General features: G+C 33.1%; 20 protein-coding genes. 4 read left to right on the forward strand and 16 right to left on the reverse strand.

The window, feature by feature from the left end; translation table 11 throughout:
• Positions 1 to 25: 25 nt before the first annotated feature.
• Together AC3WVA_RS00180 and AC3WVA_RS00185 are read right to left on the reverse strand one after the other, a co-directional pair.
• On the reverse strand, positions 26 to 841 hold the full coding sequence (locus tag AC3WVA_RS00180; protein ID WP_098345314.1) for an alpha/beta fold hydrolase: 816 nt from the start codon (positions 839 to 841) through the stop codon (positions 26 to 28).
• A 209-nt stretch (positions 842 to 1050) separates the two neighbouring features.
• A complete protein-coding gene (locus AC3WVA_RS00185) occupies positions 1051 to 1440 on the reverse strand; it encodes a VOC family protein (RefSeq protein WP_098345313.1) in 390 nt (129 codons plus the stop codon).
• A gap of 422 nt (positions 1441 to 1862) precedes the next feature.
• On the opposite strand from AC3WVA_RS00185, the gene AC3WVA_RS00190 reads away from it, so the two are divergent.
• Positions 1863 to 4583, forward strand: coding sequence for a sensor domain-containing phosphodiesterase (locus AC3WVA_RS00190; protein ID WP_141539448.1), 2721 nt, complete (start codon positions 1863 to 1865; stop codon positions 4581 to 4583).
• Positions 4584 to 4683: 100 nt separating this feature from the next.
• Here the strand turns inward: AC3WVA_RS00190 and murG are convergent, their stop codons facing one another.
• Genes murG through AC3WVA_RS00210 form a run of 4 tightly spaced genes read right to left on the reverse strand, consistent with a single transcriptional unit; the run spans position 4684 to position 8037 of the window.
• Positions 4684 to 5748, reverse strand: coding sequence for an undecaprenyldiphospho-muramoylpentapeptide beta-N-acetylglucosaminyltransferase (gene murG, locus AC3WVA_RS00195; protein ID WP_098345311.1), 1065 nt, complete (start codon positions 5746 to 5748; stop codon positions 4684 to 4686).
• 48 nt (positions 5749 to 5796) lie between these two features.
• Positions 5797 to 6117: a DUF6572 domain-containing protein gene (locus AC3WVA_RS00200; RefSeq protein WP_098881483.1), complete on the reverse strand. Its 321-nt coding sequence runs from the start codon at positions 6115 to 6117 to the stop codon at positions 5797 to 5799.
• A 25-nt stretch (positions 6118 to 6142) separates the two neighbouring features.
• Positions 6143 to 7054: an SDR family oxidoreductase gene (locus AC3WVA_RS00205; protein ID WP_098345310.1), complete on the reverse strand. Its 912-nt coding sequence runs from the start codon at positions 7052 to 7054 to the stop codon at positions 6143 to 6145.
• A complete protein-coding gene (locus AC3WVA_RS00210) occupies positions 7051 to 8037 on the reverse strand; it encodes a UDP-N-acetylglucosamine 4,6-dehydratase family protein (RefSeq protein ID WP_048530402.1) in 987 nt (328 codons plus the stop codon). The genes AC3WVA_RS00205 and AC3WVA_RS00210 overlap by 4 nt, the downstream gene beginning before the upstream one ends.
• Before the next feature lie 289 nt (positions 8038 to 8326).
• Between AC3WVA_RS00210 and AC3WVA_RS00215 the strand changes: the two genes are divergently transcribed.
• Together AC3WVA_RS00215 and AC3WVA_RS00220 are read left to right on the forward strand one after the other, a co-directional pair.
• Positions 8327 to 9505, forward strand: a complete 1179-nt coding sequence (locus AC3WVA_RS00215; RefSeq protein WP_048530404.1) for a DUF2515 domain-containing protein — start codon at positions 8327 to 8329, stop codon at positions 9503 to 9505.
• Positions 9411 to 9893 (forward strand): CBO0543 family protein, encoded by a 483-nt coding sequence (locus AC3WVA_RS00220; RefSeq protein WP_255285073.1) that lies wholly within the window; start codon positions 9411 to 9413, stop codon positions 9891 to 9893. Before AC3WVA_RS00215 ends, AC3WVA_RS00220 begins: the two co-directional genes overlap by 95 nt.
• A gap of 54 nt (positions 9894 to 9947) precedes the next feature.
• Here AC3WVA_RS00220 and AC3WVA_RS00225 read toward each other — a convergent pair whose 3' ends face one another.
• Positions 9948 to 10703, reverse strand: a complete 756-nt coding sequence (locus AC3WVA_RS00225) for an HAD-IIB family hydrolase (RefSeq protein ID WP_098520152.1) — start codon at positions 10701 to 10703, stop codon at positions 9948 to 9950.
• Positions 10704 to 10781: 78 nt separating this feature from the next.
• Here AC3WVA_RS00225 and AC3WVA_RS00230 point away from each other — a divergent pair, with 78 nt between their 5' ends.
• Positions 10782 to 11471 (forward strand): Crp/Fnr family transcriptional regulator, encoded by a 690-nt coding sequence (locus AC3WVA_RS00230; protein ID WP_048530407.1) that lies wholly within the window; start codon positions 10782 to 10784, stop codon positions 11469 to 11471.
• A gap of 63 nt (positions 11472 to 11534) precedes the next feature.
• On the opposite strand, the gene AC3WVA_RS00235 is transcribed toward AC3WVA_RS00230, so the two are convergent.
• The 9 genes from AC3WVA_RS00235 to AC3WVA_RS00275 all read right to left on the reverse strand — a co-directional run bounded on the left by AC3WVA_RS00235 (position 11535) and on the right by AC3WVA_RS00275 (position 18642).
• Positions 11535 to 11960 carry a YfmQ family protein gene (locus tag AC3WVA_RS00235; RefSeq protein ID WP_098345307.1) on the reverse strand — a complete coding sequence of 142 codons (426 nt, stop codon included), beginning with the start codon at positions 11958 to 11960 and terminating at the stop codon, positions 11535 to 11537.
• A 21-nt stretch (positions 11961 to 11981) separates the two neighbouring features.
• Positions 11982 to 12653 carry an LrgB family protein gene (locus AC3WVA_RS00240; RefSeq protein ID WP_098345306.1) on the reverse strand — a complete coding sequence of 224 codons (672 nt, stop codon included), beginning with the start codon at positions 12651 to 12653 and terminating at the stop codon, positions 11982 to 11984.
• A 23-nt stretch (positions 12654 to 12676) separates the two neighbouring features.
• The gene (locus AC3WVA_RS00245) at positions 12677 to 13033 is read right to left on the reverse strand and encodes a CidA/LrgA family holin-like protein (RefSeq protein ID WP_098520151.1); all 357 of its coding nucleotides are present in this window, start codon (positions 13031 to 13033) and stop codon (positions 12677 to 12679) included.
• 33 nt (positions 13034 to 13066) lie between these two features.
• Positions 13067 to 14500: a MocR-like pyridoxine biosynthesis transcription factor PdxR gene (gene pdxR / locus AC3WVA_RS00250; RefSeq protein WP_071757762.1), complete on the reverse strand. Its 1434-nt coding sequence runs from the start codon at positions 14498 to 14500 to the stop codon at positions 13067 to 13069.
• Between the two features lie 68 nt (positions 14501 to 14568).
• Complete coding sequence (locus tag AC3WVA_RS00255) at positions 14569 to 15342, reverse strand: alpha/beta fold hydrolase (protein ID WP_098520150.1); 774 nt, start codon at positions 15340 to 15342, stop codon at positions 14569 to 14571.
• Positions 15343 to 15365: 23 nt separating this feature from the next.
• Complete coding sequence (gene bshB2 / locus AC3WVA_RS00260; protein ID WP_098520160.1) at positions 15366 to 16046, reverse strand: bacillithiol biosynthesis deacetylase BshB2; 681 nt, start codon at positions 16044 to 16046, stop codon at positions 15366 to 15368.
• A gap of 43 nt (positions 16047 to 16089) precedes the next feature.
• The gene (locus AC3WVA_RS00265) at positions 16090 to 16281 is read right to left on the reverse strand and encodes a hypothetical protein (protein WP_000006467.1); all 192 of its coding nucleotides are present in this window, start codon (positions 16279 to 16281) and stop codon (positions 16090 to 16092) included.
• 213 nt (positions 16282 to 16494) lie between these two features.
• Positions 16495 to 17202: a GntR family transcriptional regulator gene (locus tag AC3WVA_RS00270; protein ID WP_048530422.1), complete on the reverse strand. Its 708-nt coding sequence runs from the start codon at positions 17200 to 17202 to the stop codon at positions 16495 to 16497.
• A 30-nt stretch (positions 17203 to 17232) separates the two neighbouring features.
• The gene (locus AC3WVA_RS00275) at positions 17233 to 18642 is read right to left on the reverse strand and encodes a glycoside hydrolase family 1 protein (protein WP_048530424.1); all 1410 of its coding nucleotides are present in this window, start codon (positions 18640 to 18642) and stop codon (positions 17233 to 17235) included.
• Positions 18643 to 18667 lie beyond the last annotated feature (25 nt).

Genomic DNA, 18667 nt, shown 5'->3' on the forward strand with positions numbered 1-18667 from the left:
CTCCTTGAAAATATTCATTCGTCTTTTATAAACTTTGCTGATTTGTTCGTGTAATCCATTCTCCTACTAAACTCTCGAACAATTCAGGCTGTTCAATTTGCAAATTATGCCCTGCCTTATCTAACACCGCTAATGTCGCTCTTGGGTAACCATCAATAATTTCTATAATATCTTGATAACCTACCGATATATCTTGTCTTCCAGCTAATAAAAGAACAGGTTTCTCATATTTCTTATGATGCAAATTCATAGTAAGAGAGTAATTCTGTTGCAATCTTTCAATAAATTCATAATTAGCAATATCTAGTCCCGGCTTAATCTCCTCTTTAAATCTCGTATATGTATATTCATTCGCGACCACTGCTAACTCGCAAAATTCTTCTCTAACAGTTGAAGTAAGCTTATTTAAAAACTCCTTATCTTGTACAATTACCTGTTTATTCGGGCGGTTCCTTTTTTCTTGCTCCGCTACAACAACAGGACATACTAATAGTAATCCATTAACTCTTTCAAACAGCTTTGTGAGTATACCTCGAGCTAAATATCCGCCATAGGACTCCCCTACTAATAAAAAATTTTTGGCTGGAATAATTTTTTCAATACATGCAAGTAACAGTTCTAACATATGTTCTGAACTATTTATCCAATCTGGAGCATTCGATTTCCCCATGCCAGGTAAATCAATATATATTCTTTGGTGACCTTTATATTTTTGAAATACTGATTCCATGCATCTCTTCATTAATCTATGATCAGGTGCACAGCCATGTATAATAATGACTGGTTGTCCTTCGCCAATGATTTCATAATATATTTCTGCATCCTTAATCCGGCATATCACAAAAAAGCCCCCCTAGTGTTCTCTTCATCTTTACAGACACTCCTCTCAAACCAAAAGGAATATACGTTCTTATTTTATAATTTTTCAGAACATAATTTCAAATTTTATTTTTCAGATTATAAACAAAAGAGCTTTCCATGAGTGTATCCCCTCAAAAGAAAGCCCTCTTACGTATTTCCTCCTACTTGAACTTCAAGCATCATTACACATTATTCCTCTAGTTTCATCAACACAATTCTCCAACCATCTGGATCCTCTATCGTTATCCCCTTGTCTTTCCAGTATGGGTTTTCAGGTTCGACCTCGTCATAACCCAATGCATGCAGCCTTTTACTCACCTTTTTCATTTCACTATCTTCACTCATATAAAATACAAGTAAATTATCTTTTGTCGGAGCTGGACAAGGACTCCCATCTATATGTCTTGTAAATTCTAAATGATACTCTTCCTCTGGGAGTCCAAACATGACCCCATCATAGCCTTCATGATTGTAGAATTCACCTATACGTTTTAAGCCTAATCCTTTTTCATAGAATTCTATAACCTTTTCAAATTTATCAGTTGGACGCGCTATTCGAAACTTTACCCAGTTCTTCATGCTCTTCCTCCCATACTAAAAATTTTATACATGCTTACGTATTATTGTATATACGCAACATCTTTTTGAAATCCCTCATTAGTATGAGAATAAATACATACAAAAGTTTAGTTCATACTTTATAATGAAAACATTTTATATAAAATTGAATGTATTATCTTTATGCAATTATGCATATGTACTTGCGAACTATTAAAAAAACTATAGAATTCAAAAGATGATTAAATATACAATTCCCATTTAAAATTTTGATGAAGTACACATTATTAAAAACGATACTTTTTTAATTCTAAGAATTATTTCACTTTTCAACACTTTCCTTATAAACATGATTTTTATAAGGAAATCTGATACAATTCTTAAATAATATTATTATGTATAGATATTACGAATAAAGTGCATAATTAAAGAAGGTGATTTTATTGAAATTAAATAAAAATTTGCAACTATGTATATTAATTGCGACATTGATATGCTATTCCATCTATTTTATATTTTTTTATCTGTTCCCTACTCATTTTTCAAATTCTGATGTACGCTTCGCTTCACTTATCGTTGAAGCCATTACATTTGTATCACTCATTTACTCTATATATTCTAAAAAAGTTAGTTCAAATCCGTTTTGGATATGTATCACAATAGCAATCGGTAGCTTTTTATTAGGGAAAATAGTATATACATATCAAGATAGCTTCTTCGAAATTCCAATACATCAATTTACTATTTCTGATGTATTTTATATGTTTTTTCTATTCTTCTGTCTTATCGCTTTCTGCTATAAAATCTTAAAAGAATGTGATAAATGGGAAAAAGCGTTCTTTATTTGTGATATATGCATCGTACTTACTTCCATATTCACATTGGAGTGGTATTTATTTAATCAACCAAATTTACATATATTCTCTCTTTCACTAGGAGATGTTTTCCTTTCATTTCTATATCCAATTGCAGATTTATTATTTCTTCTACTAGGTGTTAGTCTTTTTTTCCGTCCAACAATTTTTAATTCCAAACGGAAAATTTATATCTTTATTTTTGTCTTAATAAGTTCTGCAACTTTTAACTATATTTATTTTTACTTAAATAATCATTTATCGACTGAAACGATAACATTATTACGTCTTTTATATAGAATACCTATATTACTTATGGCAATAGCTGGATCTATTTCAGAAGACCATAATAGCCATAAAAATTATTTCATTGTAAACCCTATAATAGGTAAAAAGGCTTTAGTTGTATTTCCCTATCTTGCTGTTGCGATACTAATCGGGTTTACATTAAAAGAACAAACAGCATCTTCAACTCTCATTACAGGAAATTGTATGACTTTTATTTTCGTACTCATTCGTCATTCTATTGTACGTATGCAAAACAATTCCCTAACAAAACGTTTACAGGCATTTAATGCTCAACTAGAAGAAAAAGTTACTTTACGAACTTCTGATTTAGTTTATAAATCAGAGGCTCTATCTCAAAAACAACAAAAATTCAAATCACTATATGAATATCATCCTGACCCTATTTTTACAATTGATTTAAATGGAATCTTCTTAAATGTAAATAAAGCCGGAAGTATGTTACTGGGAGCACCAACGAATGAGTTACTCGGTGAAACTTGTTTTTCGATTATTTTAGAAGAAGATAAACATAAACTAGCATCTGCATTAGAAAAAGTGAAACAACAAGAATCGGCATCCTTACAACTTAGTTCTCAATATAAAGATGGCTTTACTTATTTTTTATATGTTACCATCGTTCCTATCATGATAGACGGACAAATTTCAGGAAGTTATATTATGGTGAAAGATATTACTGCACTAAAAAAACAGCAAGAAGAAATAAAATATTTAGCATTCCATGATACTGTAACGAAAATTGGGAACCGTGCCTTTTTCCATAAGAAATTAAAAAGGGTTATCAAAAATGCGAAAACAACAGACAGTGAGTTCGCATTATTATACTTAGATTTAGATCGCTTTAAAGCAATTAACGATACACTTGGACATTCGTCAGGAGATTACATATTAGAAGAAGTAGCAAAGCGATTCCAATCCTGTCTTCCATCACATACTTATCTGTCAAGAATCGGTGGTGATGAATTTACTATCTTAATTGAAAATTATACTGATGAAGATTCCTTATTCGAATTATGTAACCAATTATTTGAAAGCATAGAAAAACCGTTTGTCATACATGAGCATACATTAACTTTATCACTTAGTATCGGCATCGCTATTTATCCACATTCCGGAATCGATACCGCTACACTTCTAAAAAACGCTAATGTTGCCATGTATGATGCGAAAGCAAAAGAACTTAACTCTGTCTCTATTTATGATGATGTTATCGCTAAGAAAATTGAAAGACGATTACGATTAGAAAAAGATTTACCAAATGCAATACAAAATGAAGAATTGTTCCTATTGTATCAACCTCAAGTTGATAGTGAATCTAATAAAATTATCGGTGCAGAAGCTCTAATCAGGTGGAATCATCCTGAATTAGGCGTTATTTCTCCATACGAGTTTATTCCGATTGCAGAAGAAACACTACAAATTATTCCAATAGGAAAATGGACATTGCAGCAAGCCTGTGAGCAAATGAAACGTTGGCACTCACTCGGATATTCTCATTTAAAAATAGGCGTAAATTTATCTGCTAAAGAATTTGAACAAGATGATTTTGTAAAGTCTATTTCCGCTACATTAGCACATACAGGCTTACCAGCTAGTTCTCTCGATCTTGAGTTAACAGAGCGAATTGCAATGATGGATGAGCGAGAAACATTGATAAAATTGCGCACACTAAAAAGTTTAGGGATTCACATTTCAATCGACGACTTTGGTACAGGGTATTCTTCACTAGCGTATTTACCTTTATATCCAATAGACACGTTAAAAATCCCAAGGGAGTTTATTACAATGTCTGAAACGTGCGAAGATGGAATGGAAATTATTAAAACGATTATCACATTGGCACATACATTAGAAATGTCTGTCATTGCTGAAGGGGTAGAAACGAAAGAACACGTAACTTTCCTTCAAAAAAACAAATGTCAGTTTATTCAAGGTTACTATTATAGTAAACCTATTCATATTAATGCATTTACTGAGCTATTAAAAAGTGGGATTCACCCATAGTACATAGTTAATCGGGATAAGTAATAATGAATTTGAACAACCATAGTAAAAAGGAAAGAAGATACCTTCTTTCCTTTTGTTTTTTCTATTTAAATTTCTATTACTTCACCACTTCATTTATTATATCTATTAATTGATGAATTCCCTCATCATTTGTTTTCGTATAGCCATTCATGTTTTGAATGTATCTCTCCTTATTTGTATTCAACTTATTTACTGCATGTATAAATGCATTCGTACTTACTTTGTCTTGGAATATAACTTCTGCATATCCTTGTCGAGAAAAATATTCAGCATTTAAAACTTGATCTCCCCTACTGGAACTGTTAGTTAACGGGATAAGCAACATCGGTTTCTTCAAGAATAGCAATTCAAAGATAGCCGTAGAACCCGCTCTCGAAACTACAACACTCGCCATATTTAGTATATGCGGCAACTCTTCCCCTATATATTCAAATTGTATATAGCCCTCCATGTCAATAGATGAATCGACCTTCCCTTTACCGCACATATGAACAATATTAAAATTTAATAGTAATGTTTCCAAACTTCCCCTTACCATATCATTTATCCATTGAGCACCTTGACTCCCACCCATAATTAACAATACTGGTTTATCTTGCTGAAATTTACAATAGCTTCTTCCCCGCAATACGTTGCCCCTCTCAATTTCTTCTCTTACAATTGGTCCTACATAAACCTTTTTCTCATTACTTACATTTTCTCCTGTCTGAGGAAATGTTGTGCATAGTTTTGTAGTAAATGGTAATGCTATTTTATTTGCTAATCCTAACGTACTGTCCGGTTCACGTATTATTACGGGTACTTTATTCATCCACGCTCCTATTACTACAGGAACGGAAACAAATCCTCCTGCCGAAAAAATAACATCTGGTTTTATCCGTTTCATTAATTTATAACTTTGTATGCAACCTTTTATTATTTTAAAAGGATCTTTAAAGTTCTCCCAATCCCAATATCTCCTAAGCTTCCCCGTTGAAATACTATTGTATTTAACATTTTGAACTAATAGTTTTTCAATTCCATTTTGAGATCCAATATACTCAACTCCCCATCCTTTTTCGATGAATTTAGGAATCAATACCATATTAATCATTACATGTCCGGCTGTACCGCCCCCAGTAAAGAGAATCTTTTTATTCATAATTTATATCCACCTTTATCATTAAAAATCTTGTTTTATACTAATCTATTAAATGTAAGTAAACTTACTATTATTTATATAAACATTTAATTCAAATCCTATATCTTGCAAAAAGTCTTTAATGAGATCATAAAAATCATTTCCATACTCACTACATTCATACTGAGCAAAGACTTGGATTACAAGCCTAGTTCCCGTATCTATTACTATATTTTTCCTATCATCCTTTTTTCCTTCCACATAAGCCCGACATTTATTTATCGCCTCATAGATACGCAAAACATGCTCTTCTTCATTTTTCCAGTCCAGCATATCAACAATTAAAAGAACTAGCGTATTTTGATTATCTATTGTTGTATAGCCATTCATATATTTCTTACACCCTTTTTATTTTTCATTGAATGCAAATGTCACTGCACTTCACATACTCAAGTACATCTTTTAATGATTGATGAAATTGAATTTCTGGGATCCACCCTAACCTTCTTATATCCTCTATTACTAAACTCTCATTTGAGTCGCTCCCACTTTTCTCTGTTTCATCTATAAAAAAATTCAATCGTGTTAATTCCTTATATTGTTCTAGTACATCTAATAAAGATCGTTTCACTCCTGAACCAATATTATATTGTTTTCCATTTATCCCCTCTCGTAATAACACATGATACGCTTTAACCGCATCACGTACATCTAAAAAATCCCTACTATCTTTTAAACTGTTTACTTTAATAACAGCTTTACTTCTACCTGATTCTATATCTATCATTTTTTTTGCGAGAATCGAACAAATGCCATTCGATATTCCTGGACCAATTAAATTCGTGGGCTTTGCAATGATAATATTTGAATTCATTAATTCACTCCACGCCTCTGCAATAATGACTTGCATCGTTTTACTTAAACTATATGGATTTGAAATTTTTATGTTGCTCATACAATCTGCCTGCAAAGCAGATCCTATAACCAATGTTCTACAATGAGGTGCTTCTTGCTTAATTGCTTCTAATAAATATAATGTTCCTATTACATTAACCTCTACATATTCAAGAGCAGCTGTCCAAGACTCTATGACCGAATTCCTTCCTGCTAAATGCAATACATAATCTGGCTTTATTTGTTTCATTACCCTCATTACTTCGCTCTTATTAGTTAAATCACAAATAATACCACTCCCAATACTTTCTCTATGTGTACGATTTTGAAACATAGGAATTACATGAAAGCCCTGCTCTAAAAAATATTGGCAAGCATGGCGTCCTGTGAAACCATTTGCACCAGTTATTAAAAGGCTCGCATTTTTTTTCATCGTAAAAATCCTCCTTTTAATAACATTTGTTTCACCTCATGTTTTGCAAGTAAGTCTTGTTGAGAACTAAAATTCTTCACATCCACAAGCGGATAGCTAGCATAATATTCTTGAAGCCCTTCTATAGGAATAGTCGGTAGTACCACAAAATAATTTTGATCAAAACTTATACTTGTTTTACTCTCTACCTCAGATAAAAGCATTTCACTTAATTTTTCCCCTGGTCTTATCCCTACTTCTTTTACCTTCACGTTTCCCTTTTTCGAATCTTCAATTAACACTTCTGCTAAATCTGTTATTTTACATGCCGGCATTTTCATAACAAAGATTTCTCCACCTCTCCCCTGATATAAGGCTTTAAACAACAATCCAACAGCATCTTCAATCGTTAAGAAAAATCGAGTCATATTTGCATCGGTAATCCCTACTTGTGAAGATTTTTTGATTTGTTTTTTAAAAAGTGGTACCACGCTTCCGCTCGTCCCCAAAACATTTCCACCACGGACACAAATGAATTTTGTTTTCTTCGTTTGCCTATTCGCATGAACCATTAACTTCTCACCAATTGCTTTTGTCATCCCATACGTATTTGATGGGTCAGCTGCTTTATCCGTTGAAACATATATAACTTTCTCAACTTGCATCTGTATAGATGCTTCAATTACATTTTGCGTACCATTTATATTGGTTTTTATAGCTTCATAAGGATAATACTCACATACTGGAACATGTTTTAAAGCTGCAAGATGAAATACATAATGTACACCTTGGCAAGCATATGCTAGTTGATCTTTATCACGAATATCTCCAATAATAAATTTTAATCTATCATCATTTATAAACTGTTGCTGCATTTCAAACTGAATCGTTTCATTTCTTGAAAAAATCCTAATTTCTTTCGGTGATTTTTCTAATAGTTGTTTTATAAGTTCATGTCCCCACGAACCTGTACCACCAGTAATTAAAATTATTTTATTTAGCATTTCTTTTCCTCCTACCACACCATAAAATTTATTGAATTATTTTCAATTGATTTAAATCATAATCATCGTTTGTTACATTTAATTGACAAAAATAAAAAACAGAAACTATTAAACATAGTTTCTGTTTTTTATTTCACCTTACAACAGTAAGATTTTTTATACTTTTTGCATGATAACTAAATCCTTGTAAAAAACACTGCTCATTTATTTCTTATACTTGTAATAAAATAAATAGAATGATTCATAGCCAGTAATCCTGTTTAATTTTATGAAAAAGGGAGGTAATGGAATGTACCGAAGTAATTCAAATCATACATATAACGGACCTTCCCAAGCCCTGCCTCTCTCCCTATTCGATGTAAAAAATGAATTGAAACAAAAAAGCAAGCTCATTCATTCTGGCACAATGTATAAATTAACGAAAGAAGAGCAACTCATCATCAACAACATAAAAATACAAACAGAACAGCTAAATAAAAATAATGTGACAAGAACACGCGCATACTACCAATTTTACATTCAATATCCAGAAATACATTGGGCACTACTTGGGCATATGGTATCACGTAACGGCGGTTGGAATATGACTGATTTGAAGGGCGATTTATATACGAAAATTTTATCAGAAAAAGAGCAAATCACATTTTTTTCTTTTTTAGAAAGAGGGAATTGGCTTATTTTCCAAGATGTATATCCTCAATTTCTGCTTTATGAACAAAGTGTAAAAAGAGCACAAAAGCTATTTCACCTTCTCCCTCACCTAAATGTTTCTACATTTATGGAAACGATGTGGAACGATTTTTGGAAAACAGGTAACAAAAAAACATTAGCCATTGCAACTATTATTAATGAACAAAACTACTTAGAAAAAAGAGTGATTCAAAATATACAATTTAAAAAGACTGTACTTAATAGTATTGGATTTAAACTCTTTGATTTCTTTCAATTTAATCATATTCTTTTCCCATTCTACGAAAATGATAAGAAACACAAAGTATTACTATTTGGTGATACAATGAAACATTTCACTTCCTTACACGAACGAATCTTAATTGGAAAAAGGTTGTATTCATTATTATTTCGGGACACACATGTTTTATCTCAAATAATAAGCTGGGCCCAGCACCATCCGCATACAGGGTCAAGGAAAGATTACTGGCCTCATTTATTTTCAAGTGTCAATGAATCTTTTTCCCGTGAGTTTTATAAGCGTCGAATAAAGAAATGCCAGTTGCGTAGTGGCGCTTATCGTATATACAGTCCTGCACTCATCTATGCATGGCGAGATATGAAGCATGAAGAAGTTGACAATGAAGATTGGTTTACAGACTGGCAAGTTGTAAATTACTTAGTAGATAAGGAGGAAAATATAAATGGACAAATTACAGAAGACTACTGTAAAACACTCGAAAAAATTGAACTCGCCATTCTTGCAAAGAAAAACGTCCTCCTTCGAGAAGAAGAATAAATTTCTAGCATTAGCAGTTACAATATTACTCTCTTCTATTATCGGAACTTGCCTAGATGCTTTCTTTGTTGCGAAACAAATATATTCCTTTCCAGTTAGACCATTCTCCTCTATATTTTCAGTTAACATCGGCTTTACTTTGTTTGTACTACCAATTTTAACAACCATTTTCATACAAATTTCAAAAACATTATCTACAGTTTCTAGAATTTTATTTATTATTTTAATAGGTATTTGTGCTAACATTTTTGAACAGGTTGCTGAAAGATTTGGTTTATTTATTCATAGCTTGGATTGGAATCATACATATTCTTTATTTGGCTATATGATTTTCTTTTCTTTTATTTGGAAAGTATATCATTTCATGATTAATAAAAAAGAGTACTAAAAGCTAGCAAAAACCTTTGAGTACTCTTTTTTATTATGTTTCACATATGTACCATTACGCATATAAATCGGATAACTCAATTATTTTATTAACAATACTTTGTTCATCTATTTTTAAACATGTGGATGCATGACCCACTAATACTTCATGACTCCCAACACAAATACTTTCCTTAGCATGTATAAACATTGATAAATCGTTTAAATCATTACCAAACACTACGAATTCCTTCTCTTTTATACCTAATCGTTGTAACCCCATCCATTTATCAATATTTTCAGAGCTTATATCCACGATTCCCTCATTATCATGTTCATAAATACGTATAGGAAGTTCTTTCAACTTATTCATAATTTCTTCTTTTTGAGCATTATCAGGAAATAATACCACCTTTACTACTTCCTTAATTTCATCAATATGTACATTATTAGCCAATTGATTAGGATCTATGTTTTTGTAAATAGGGTGATTCTCGCTTCCCGTATAAGAATAATTCCAATGACTATCTATCAAATATGAAAGGCTATGCTTCTCTATTATTGAATGTATAGCACTTACCGTTCCAAGATCAAACGTTATAACTTCAATAGTCTCCTTTCCCTTTGCAATAAATGCACCATTCCCACCAATCATTGAATAATGATGCATATGATTTGGTAGCACCGGTAATAAGTCCCTAATCGGTCTAGCTGATGCAAATATAATCTCATGCCCTCTACTTTGACATACGTCTAGTGCCTGAATTATCCCTTTCGTTACTGCGTTCCCTTTAAAACAAATAGTACCGTCAATATCAAAAATAAATTTCATATACATCACTCCTTTCTTTTTAATGTATATGAATTATTTTATAATAGACAGGACAGATGTCCCAAAAGGAGAAACATTATGCAAAACATTGTAGATAATACCTTATTATTAAGCTACTTAAATAACGCGTACATAAAGAAGCTATTCCAACAATTCAATCATCCATTTGAAATCCGTAGATATGAAGCGAAAGAAGCTGTATTACACGAAGGCGAAACGATTGATGGCCTATATATTCAAATGTCGGGGCGTACAAAAATAACCTCAAGTGTAATTACAGGTAAAGCATTATTACTAAGATTTTGTTCTGCCGTTTCTATCATGGGAGATATTGAATTAATTCAGTCCGTAGATATACAATCTCATGTAACCTCCGAACTACAGACTGATTTTCTTTTTATTGATAAAAATTATGTAACAAATTACTTATTACACGATGTAGTCTTCCTTCAAGAGCTCATTCATCACGTCACTTATAAACTACAAACCTGCACAACGGCTTCACGTATCAATTTACTAGCTCCTGTGGAAACACGTTTTGCTAGTTATTTATGTACAGCCCGAAATCCATCTCATTTATTTGGGCGCGAAATTCATACTAAAGATCATCATGAAATCGCCTCATTAATTGGGACAACTACCCGTCATCTTAATCGAGTCATTGAAAAACTAATAGCTAACAATATAATTCATAAAAATAATAAACAAATTGTTGTTGACGATTGGAAAGCTATTGATACCCTTTCAAATGGACTACGATATGAATAAAAAATTTAATAATTATATAGATTCTCCCTATAATAAAGAGACCGTTTTTACAACGATCTCTTCTCAAGCATAATCTTCAGTTATTGCTAATGATGCGGGATTTTGAAGACTTTTTGAACGTAAACGATAGGCAACGATTTTCTTCTTATATTGCTTAATTACATCAACATGTTCCTCATGGCTATATAGAGAAAACCTAATCTCTTTATTCCCTTTCTTCGTGTTAATAACGATTGGTGTTCCTTCCCCGTGCGGCGGGAAATAATGTTTATCTAAAAATAAAGCTTCATTAAATTCATGAATAACTTGTCGTTTCATTTCTCCCTCTATATTTTTTCCATCTATCGATATAGAGGTATTCTCTTCCTCAAGTTTTTGATGTAATTCAAATCTACTAATAATTGATTCTACAACAGAAGTTGGCATACTAGAAACAAGTACTTTAAGGGCTCCAAAAATAAATAATGTAACTATAAACCATGTTGTCATTTTCATCATCTCCATTACATTTTAAAAAATATATTTCGTTCCATACGGTATAAATACACTAATAAGTATTCCAGTTACAATCATCGTCACCGAACCGATTGTCGCCTCTTTCTCGCCTTCCTTCACGAGACGGCTCACACCAATAATATGTGATGCGCATCCCATCCCTACTCCTTTTCCAATCGTACTTGTTATTCGGAAAAATTTAAGTACTGCCGGTCCGATCATAGCACCTGTTATTCCTGCAACAACTACAAAACTAGAAGTCATGGATGTAATACCGCCAATTTGATCCGCTAATGATATGGCGATAGGCATCGTCGCTAATTGCGGCAGTGTCGTTACTATGAGTTCCTTATCTATATTTAACATCCCGCCAATCACTACATTCATACTCGTTAAAGCCACTATACCTACTGCTACGCCAATAAGTATCGACAAAAAGTTTTTCATAAGTATGTTTCGCTCTTTAAATAAAGGTATCGCTAACGCTACAATTGCAGGACTTAATAAGCCGGAAAGAATATCTCCCCCATTTTCCCTATATTCATGATGAGAAATATCAAAAATTAAAAATAAGCAAATCATACTCGCTGTAACTGTTAACACCGGTAACATAACTGGAAACGGAATTTTTTTATATAACTTTGTCGCCAATACATACATTACTACAGTAATAATAATTAAGACCATTTGCATCGTGCACCTTGTCGATTTTATTTTTTTGATGTTACTAATAATTGACTTATATATCCTGAAACAATTAAAGTTACTACCGTACTTGCAACTACTAACAGGAATATAATACTCCCCTTACCGAAAAAAAAAGACCCGAATTCCATCAGCCCTGTTGTCGAAGGAATTAGAAATAACGGTAAAAATATGAGTAACTTTTCCGCACCTTCCTCAAACCACTTTAATGGTAAAATACGAGTAGAAAGGAGCAGAAACAGCATTAACATCCCAATTAAACTTCCTGGCATTGATAGATGGAATACTCCCTGAATCCACGTACCCACTACGCTAAATACATATAGCACGCCTACTTGCAGTAAAAGCGTCACGTACTTCATTTCTCTCCCTCATTTCAATATTACGCACCACTATTATGAGATCTCATTTAACGTTTCCGCAAATCTCGTAATTCCCAGTTGAATTTGTTCGACATCTACTCTCCCAAAAGTAAAACGAATATATTCACTTGTAGTACCTAAAACACTTCCTGGGACAAACGCTACACCATTTCGTATAGATTCACCTAATAAATGATATTCATCAAACGTTCCTTGCACTTTGCACCATAAATGTATTCCACCCTCTGGAACAAAAAATTCAACCTGTTCCCCTAATATTTCTCCAAGCTTTCTAATTAACACATCTCTTCTTTCTTTCAATTGCCTACGGAGCATTGTAATATGTGCATGAAAATCTTCTGATTCTAAAAACTGATTTGCCACCCACTGCGTAAATACACTATGACCAAAATCAACTTGCTGCTTCGCATCCGCTAAACGTTCTATTACACGCGTAGGACCAATTACCCAGCCAATACGTAATCCTGATGCAACAATTTTTGATAATGAACTTATATAAAGAACATTCCCGTTTTGATCCATTGATTTTAATGTAGGATTCACTTCTCCATTAAATGAAGTTAAACTATACGGATCATCTTCTACAATCGGTATACCAAATTCAGAAGACAGTTCTAAAATCTTTTTACGCCTTGCTAATGACAGCACAGTTCCCGTTGGATTTTGATAATCTGGATTCAAAAATACCATGCGAATACGATGCTTTTTATGCAAATCAATTAAGTCATCTGGATTCATTCCATGCTGATCAACAGGTAGATGGAATATTTTTAAGCCAGCAGATTTAAACATCGGCAATGAAAAACAATAGGAAGGGTCCTCAATTGCAATCGCATCTCCTGGTTTTAATAAGCATTGAACGATAAGATTAAGTGCCTGTTGTGCGCCAGATGTAATAAGGATAGAATTCGAATCTGCTTCAATTTGTTTATATTGCTGAACATGTGCTGCAATTGTTTTTCTCAACATTTCATTCCCAAGTGGATGGTCATAACCGAGGTTTTCCATAAATGTTTTCTCCGACAAAATCGTTCGGAATCTATCACTCGGAATTAATTCTGGTGACAATTCACCACTCGCTAAATTAATTAAGTCGTCTTTTTGTGTTTCCGTTCTAATTTGTTGAACGAGTGGTACATTAGGTAAGAACGATCCATCCTCAACGTACCTACCCCAGTTCGGTATTCGTTTATGTGAAACACCCCATATGTCTGTATTCACCCGTGTTCCGCTTCCTTTTTGCCGTTCTACTACCCCAAGTGATTTTAATTCTTCATATGCAGCTACTATCGTACTCCTATTCACCTGTAATTCTTTTGCTAACATACGCTCAGAAGGTAACTTACTGTCAGAAGGAAACTCACCTGAAGAAATACCTCTTTCAATATAATCCGCTATTTGTTTATATACAGGCGTCTTATCTGCACGATTTGGTTTCCATTCCATATAGTTGCCTCCTCTCAAAACGAACTATATTTTACTCACTAATAACAGTATTGACTGTAATAATAGTATTAATTAGGCGCACAATCTAAAAATGTTTCTACCGTCACATTAAAGCCAGTTGGCTGCTCTAAATAAGGTAAGTGCCCGCTATTTTTAAATTCAATGAAAGTTATATTTTTTAAATGTCTTTCAAACTCTCTTACATATTTTTCTGGCACAAAATCATCATTTCTCCCTCTTATAATTAAAACAGGACATATAATATTTGAAAGAAACGGTCTTTGATCATAATCTACTAATTCAGCAAATAATCTTTGAATATGCACCGGATTAATAAACTGTAAAGATTGATAAAATCCCCTGACAATTACTTCATTATTTGCTACTCCCATCGCCTGCAACAATGTATCCGCCCATGTTTCTCCGTTATCATGTAAGCTAAGTAAATCATATATTTCAAGCCGTTTCTTTCGATCTTCAGGCTCCAAATAGGGAAATGCATTTACAATAATTAAGCTAGAAACAAAGTCTGGATATTGAATAGCAAAATCGATACCAACTCTAGCTCCTTTTGAAAGACCGCAAATGACTACTTTTTGTAGCCTTAAATAATCGCATAACTCATACAAAACATTTGCGTATTCTTTAAAAGGGATTTCCAACCCTTCTGATTTCCCATGCCCCGGTAAATCAAGAGAAATTACTGTCCATTTTTTCTTAAAATATTGCCTTTGATATAACCAATTATTTGTGTTTCCTCCAAGGCCGTGTAAAAACAATATGACAGGACCCGATCCTTCTATATTGTAAAAAACCTTTCGATTCTTATATTCAAAATACATATTCATCACCTTTAGCTGTAGCATCACTTATTCTTATCTTTGAATGGATATATCCAAAACGGTTCTCTTTCTAACCACTCGACTGTTTCCGGTACACCATCTTCATACTCTTTTTTTAGTTCCGTTACTTTCGTCGCAAATTGTGATGCATGTGCTTGCAATGCTTCTAGCTTTTTTGGAACATATTCTTTCACTTCATTTTTTAAATGTGGCGGACCTATTTCCGCTTCATGATTATTTGAAAAAGCTACCGCATAAAATGTTGGCCTTTTATTTTCAGGAATAGTGGCTAACGCCTCAGCCACCGCTTCTCCTGTTGCATCATGATCTGGATGAACTGCATATCCCGGATAAAAAGAAATAACCAACGACGGATTCAATTCTTCCACACATTTTTGTATTACACGTCTTAACTCTCCAGGAGTTTCAAATTCAAGAGTTTTATCACGATATCCCATCATACGTAAATCTTTAATACCTAAAATATTTGTAGCTCTCTTTAGTTCTTTCTCTCTTATAGCATATAATGATTCACGTGTTGCAAAAGGAGGATTTCCCATCGCTCTCCCCATTTCACCTAAGGTTAAGCAAACATAGGTAAGGGGAACATTTCGCTGCGCATAAGCTAAGATTGTACCCGCCACGCAATATGACTCATCATCTGGATGCGGAAAAACAATTAAAACGTGACGTTCATTTTTTATCAAAACAATACTCCTCCATCACTTTCGATATTAGTCTTTTCTATCAAATCACTACCGCATACCACGTTACACCAACAAGTAGTACAAAAAGAAGGATAATATAAATAGTTGATAAGTTTTTCACATTTCTCTTTGTAGACTTTCCGTAATTCTCCTCCACATTTCGTGCAACTAGTACGGTCCCAAACAGCGATACAATTACAATAATAACGACTAGTGAAATCGCAAAGCTCATTGTATATTCACCTCTCTAAGGCCAGTCTATTTTAATTAAGAATTTCCCTTTTAAAACATTAATAACATACTACCTTTCTTCTCTTATCATAATAGATGTTTGTAAAAAACGGACCAACCACTTTTATGTTTTTTTGCTCATCCACTTTAATAATAAAAAACAACTGATCACTTATGATCAGTTGTTTTTTCGCAGGTTTATTTAAGCTAATTTTCATTTGAAATTAATTCGATTTAAAAGTTTAGCCTTTTCATAATGAAACATCGATTGAGATAACTCGAAAATTGTTCCATTTACAAGATACACTGTATTTTCAATAAGAAGCGCCGGATCACCCTCATTTAATTCTAAAAGCTTTGCATTTTCTTTATTTACTTTTTCACAACTAATTACTTTATCGGCAAAACCTATGTTTAATCGTAAATCTTCAATAAAATAACTGTATACAGAGCTTAATGCTATTTCTTCATTCAAATATGGAATAATATCCTTTTTGAAATAACTTATTTCAATAGAGAACGGTTTTCCATCTACAATTCTTAAACGCTTCAAAAAATATATCCTAGTTCCGGCTTCACATTGCATCCGCTTTGCGATCTCTTCATCCGCATCTATTACTTCAAGCTTTAGCACTTTCGTTTCAATATTTTGCGAAACGAGATTTTTCGTTAATCCACGTAAACTTCCTAAATTAATATAATCTGTTACAGAAGTTTCGCGTAAAAACATACCACTACCTTGCACTTGAAAAATATAGCCTCTATTTACAAGCTGACTAATTACTTTACGTATCGTATTACGGCTTACTTCAAATCGATTCATTAACGCTTCTTCTGTAGGTAGTTTTTTCGTTTCATTAAAAAGCCCGTCTCGAATATTTTGCTCTAACACATCTGCAATCTGTTTATACTTTGCACTCATACACTTTCTCCTAAAATACTCTTTTATCTATTATAACTCTTCTCCTCTCGTTTCGATCACATGTTTATACCAATGAAACGACAGTTTCTTCTTACGTTTTAAGTTATCATTATGATCGACAAAAATAAAGCCATATTGCTTTTTGTATCCATTTAACCAACTTAAAAGGTCAATCACTGACCATGCATAATAACCTTTTAAATTGACCCCCTCTTCAATTGCACGCTTTATTACTTTTAAATGCTCTTCAATAAATTTAATTCTCGAAACATCTACAATTTCTCCATCAATGATTGGATCTTCATCACCAAGTCCATTTTCCGTTACATACATCTTTATATCACCGTAACGCTCTTTCAACATATGCAATCCATCTAAGAAACCTTCGGGAGATATTTCCCATCCCCATTTCGTATATGTTTTATCATCCATTTTAACTGTTCGATAAAAACCATCAAAAGAAGGATTACCTGGAGCAAGTGTTGAGTTTTCTCGAGAATGCTCCCCGCCATTTATATCCATATCGTATCTTTCTACTCGTATTGGTTGATAATAATTTAATCCAATAAAATCATTCTTTTCAGCATTTTGTTTAATGATTTCTAATTCTTCAACCGTCCAATTAGGAGTCCATCCTTTTTTCTTTAATTGTTGTACAACATAAGACGGATACTCACCCTTTAAAACTGGATCATAATACCAATACGTTTCATATTCATTCGCATGCTTTGCTGCCAGTATATTTTCTTTTTGACCATCCACACTATAAGCAGGTAAGAAAACATGAGTAATACCAATTTCCCCATATTGTTTCAGCTGTTTGTACACCGCAACTGTTTTCGCATGCGCATAAAATACATAATGCGTCGCTTGAAAATACTTTGGAACATCATTTTGTATTCCTGGTGGATGTGCACCTTTTAAATAACCTAATCCACAAAACATTACTGTCTCATTAAAAGTAATCCAATGTTTAACTCTATCACCAAATGCCTTAAAACAAATTTCTGCGTATTTCACGAAAGCTTCTGCTGTTCGTTTATTCGTCCATCCACCATCTTTTTCTAACGCTAACGGTAAATCCCAATGATATAAAGTGACAAACGGTACGATCCCATATTTTAAACATTCATCAATTAAGTTGTTATAAAATTCGATTCCTTTTTCATTCACCTCTCCATCTCCAGTCGGCAATATTCTCGCCCAAGAAATAGAAAAACGGTACGATTCTAACCCCATTTCAGCCATTAAGCAAACATCTTCCTTATATCGATGATAATGATCAACAGCTACATCACCATTTGTTCCATTGTATGTTTTGCCAGGAATTTTTGAAAACTCATCCCAATTCGTAACACCTTTTCCATCTTCATTCCATGCACCTTCTACTTGGTAAGAAGCTGAAGCAGCTCCGAATAAAAAATCATGTGAAAACTTCATAGTATATACCTCCATTTCATTACAA

It is taken from the genome of Bacillus sp. EB106-04-02-XG92 (assembly GCF_058791995.1).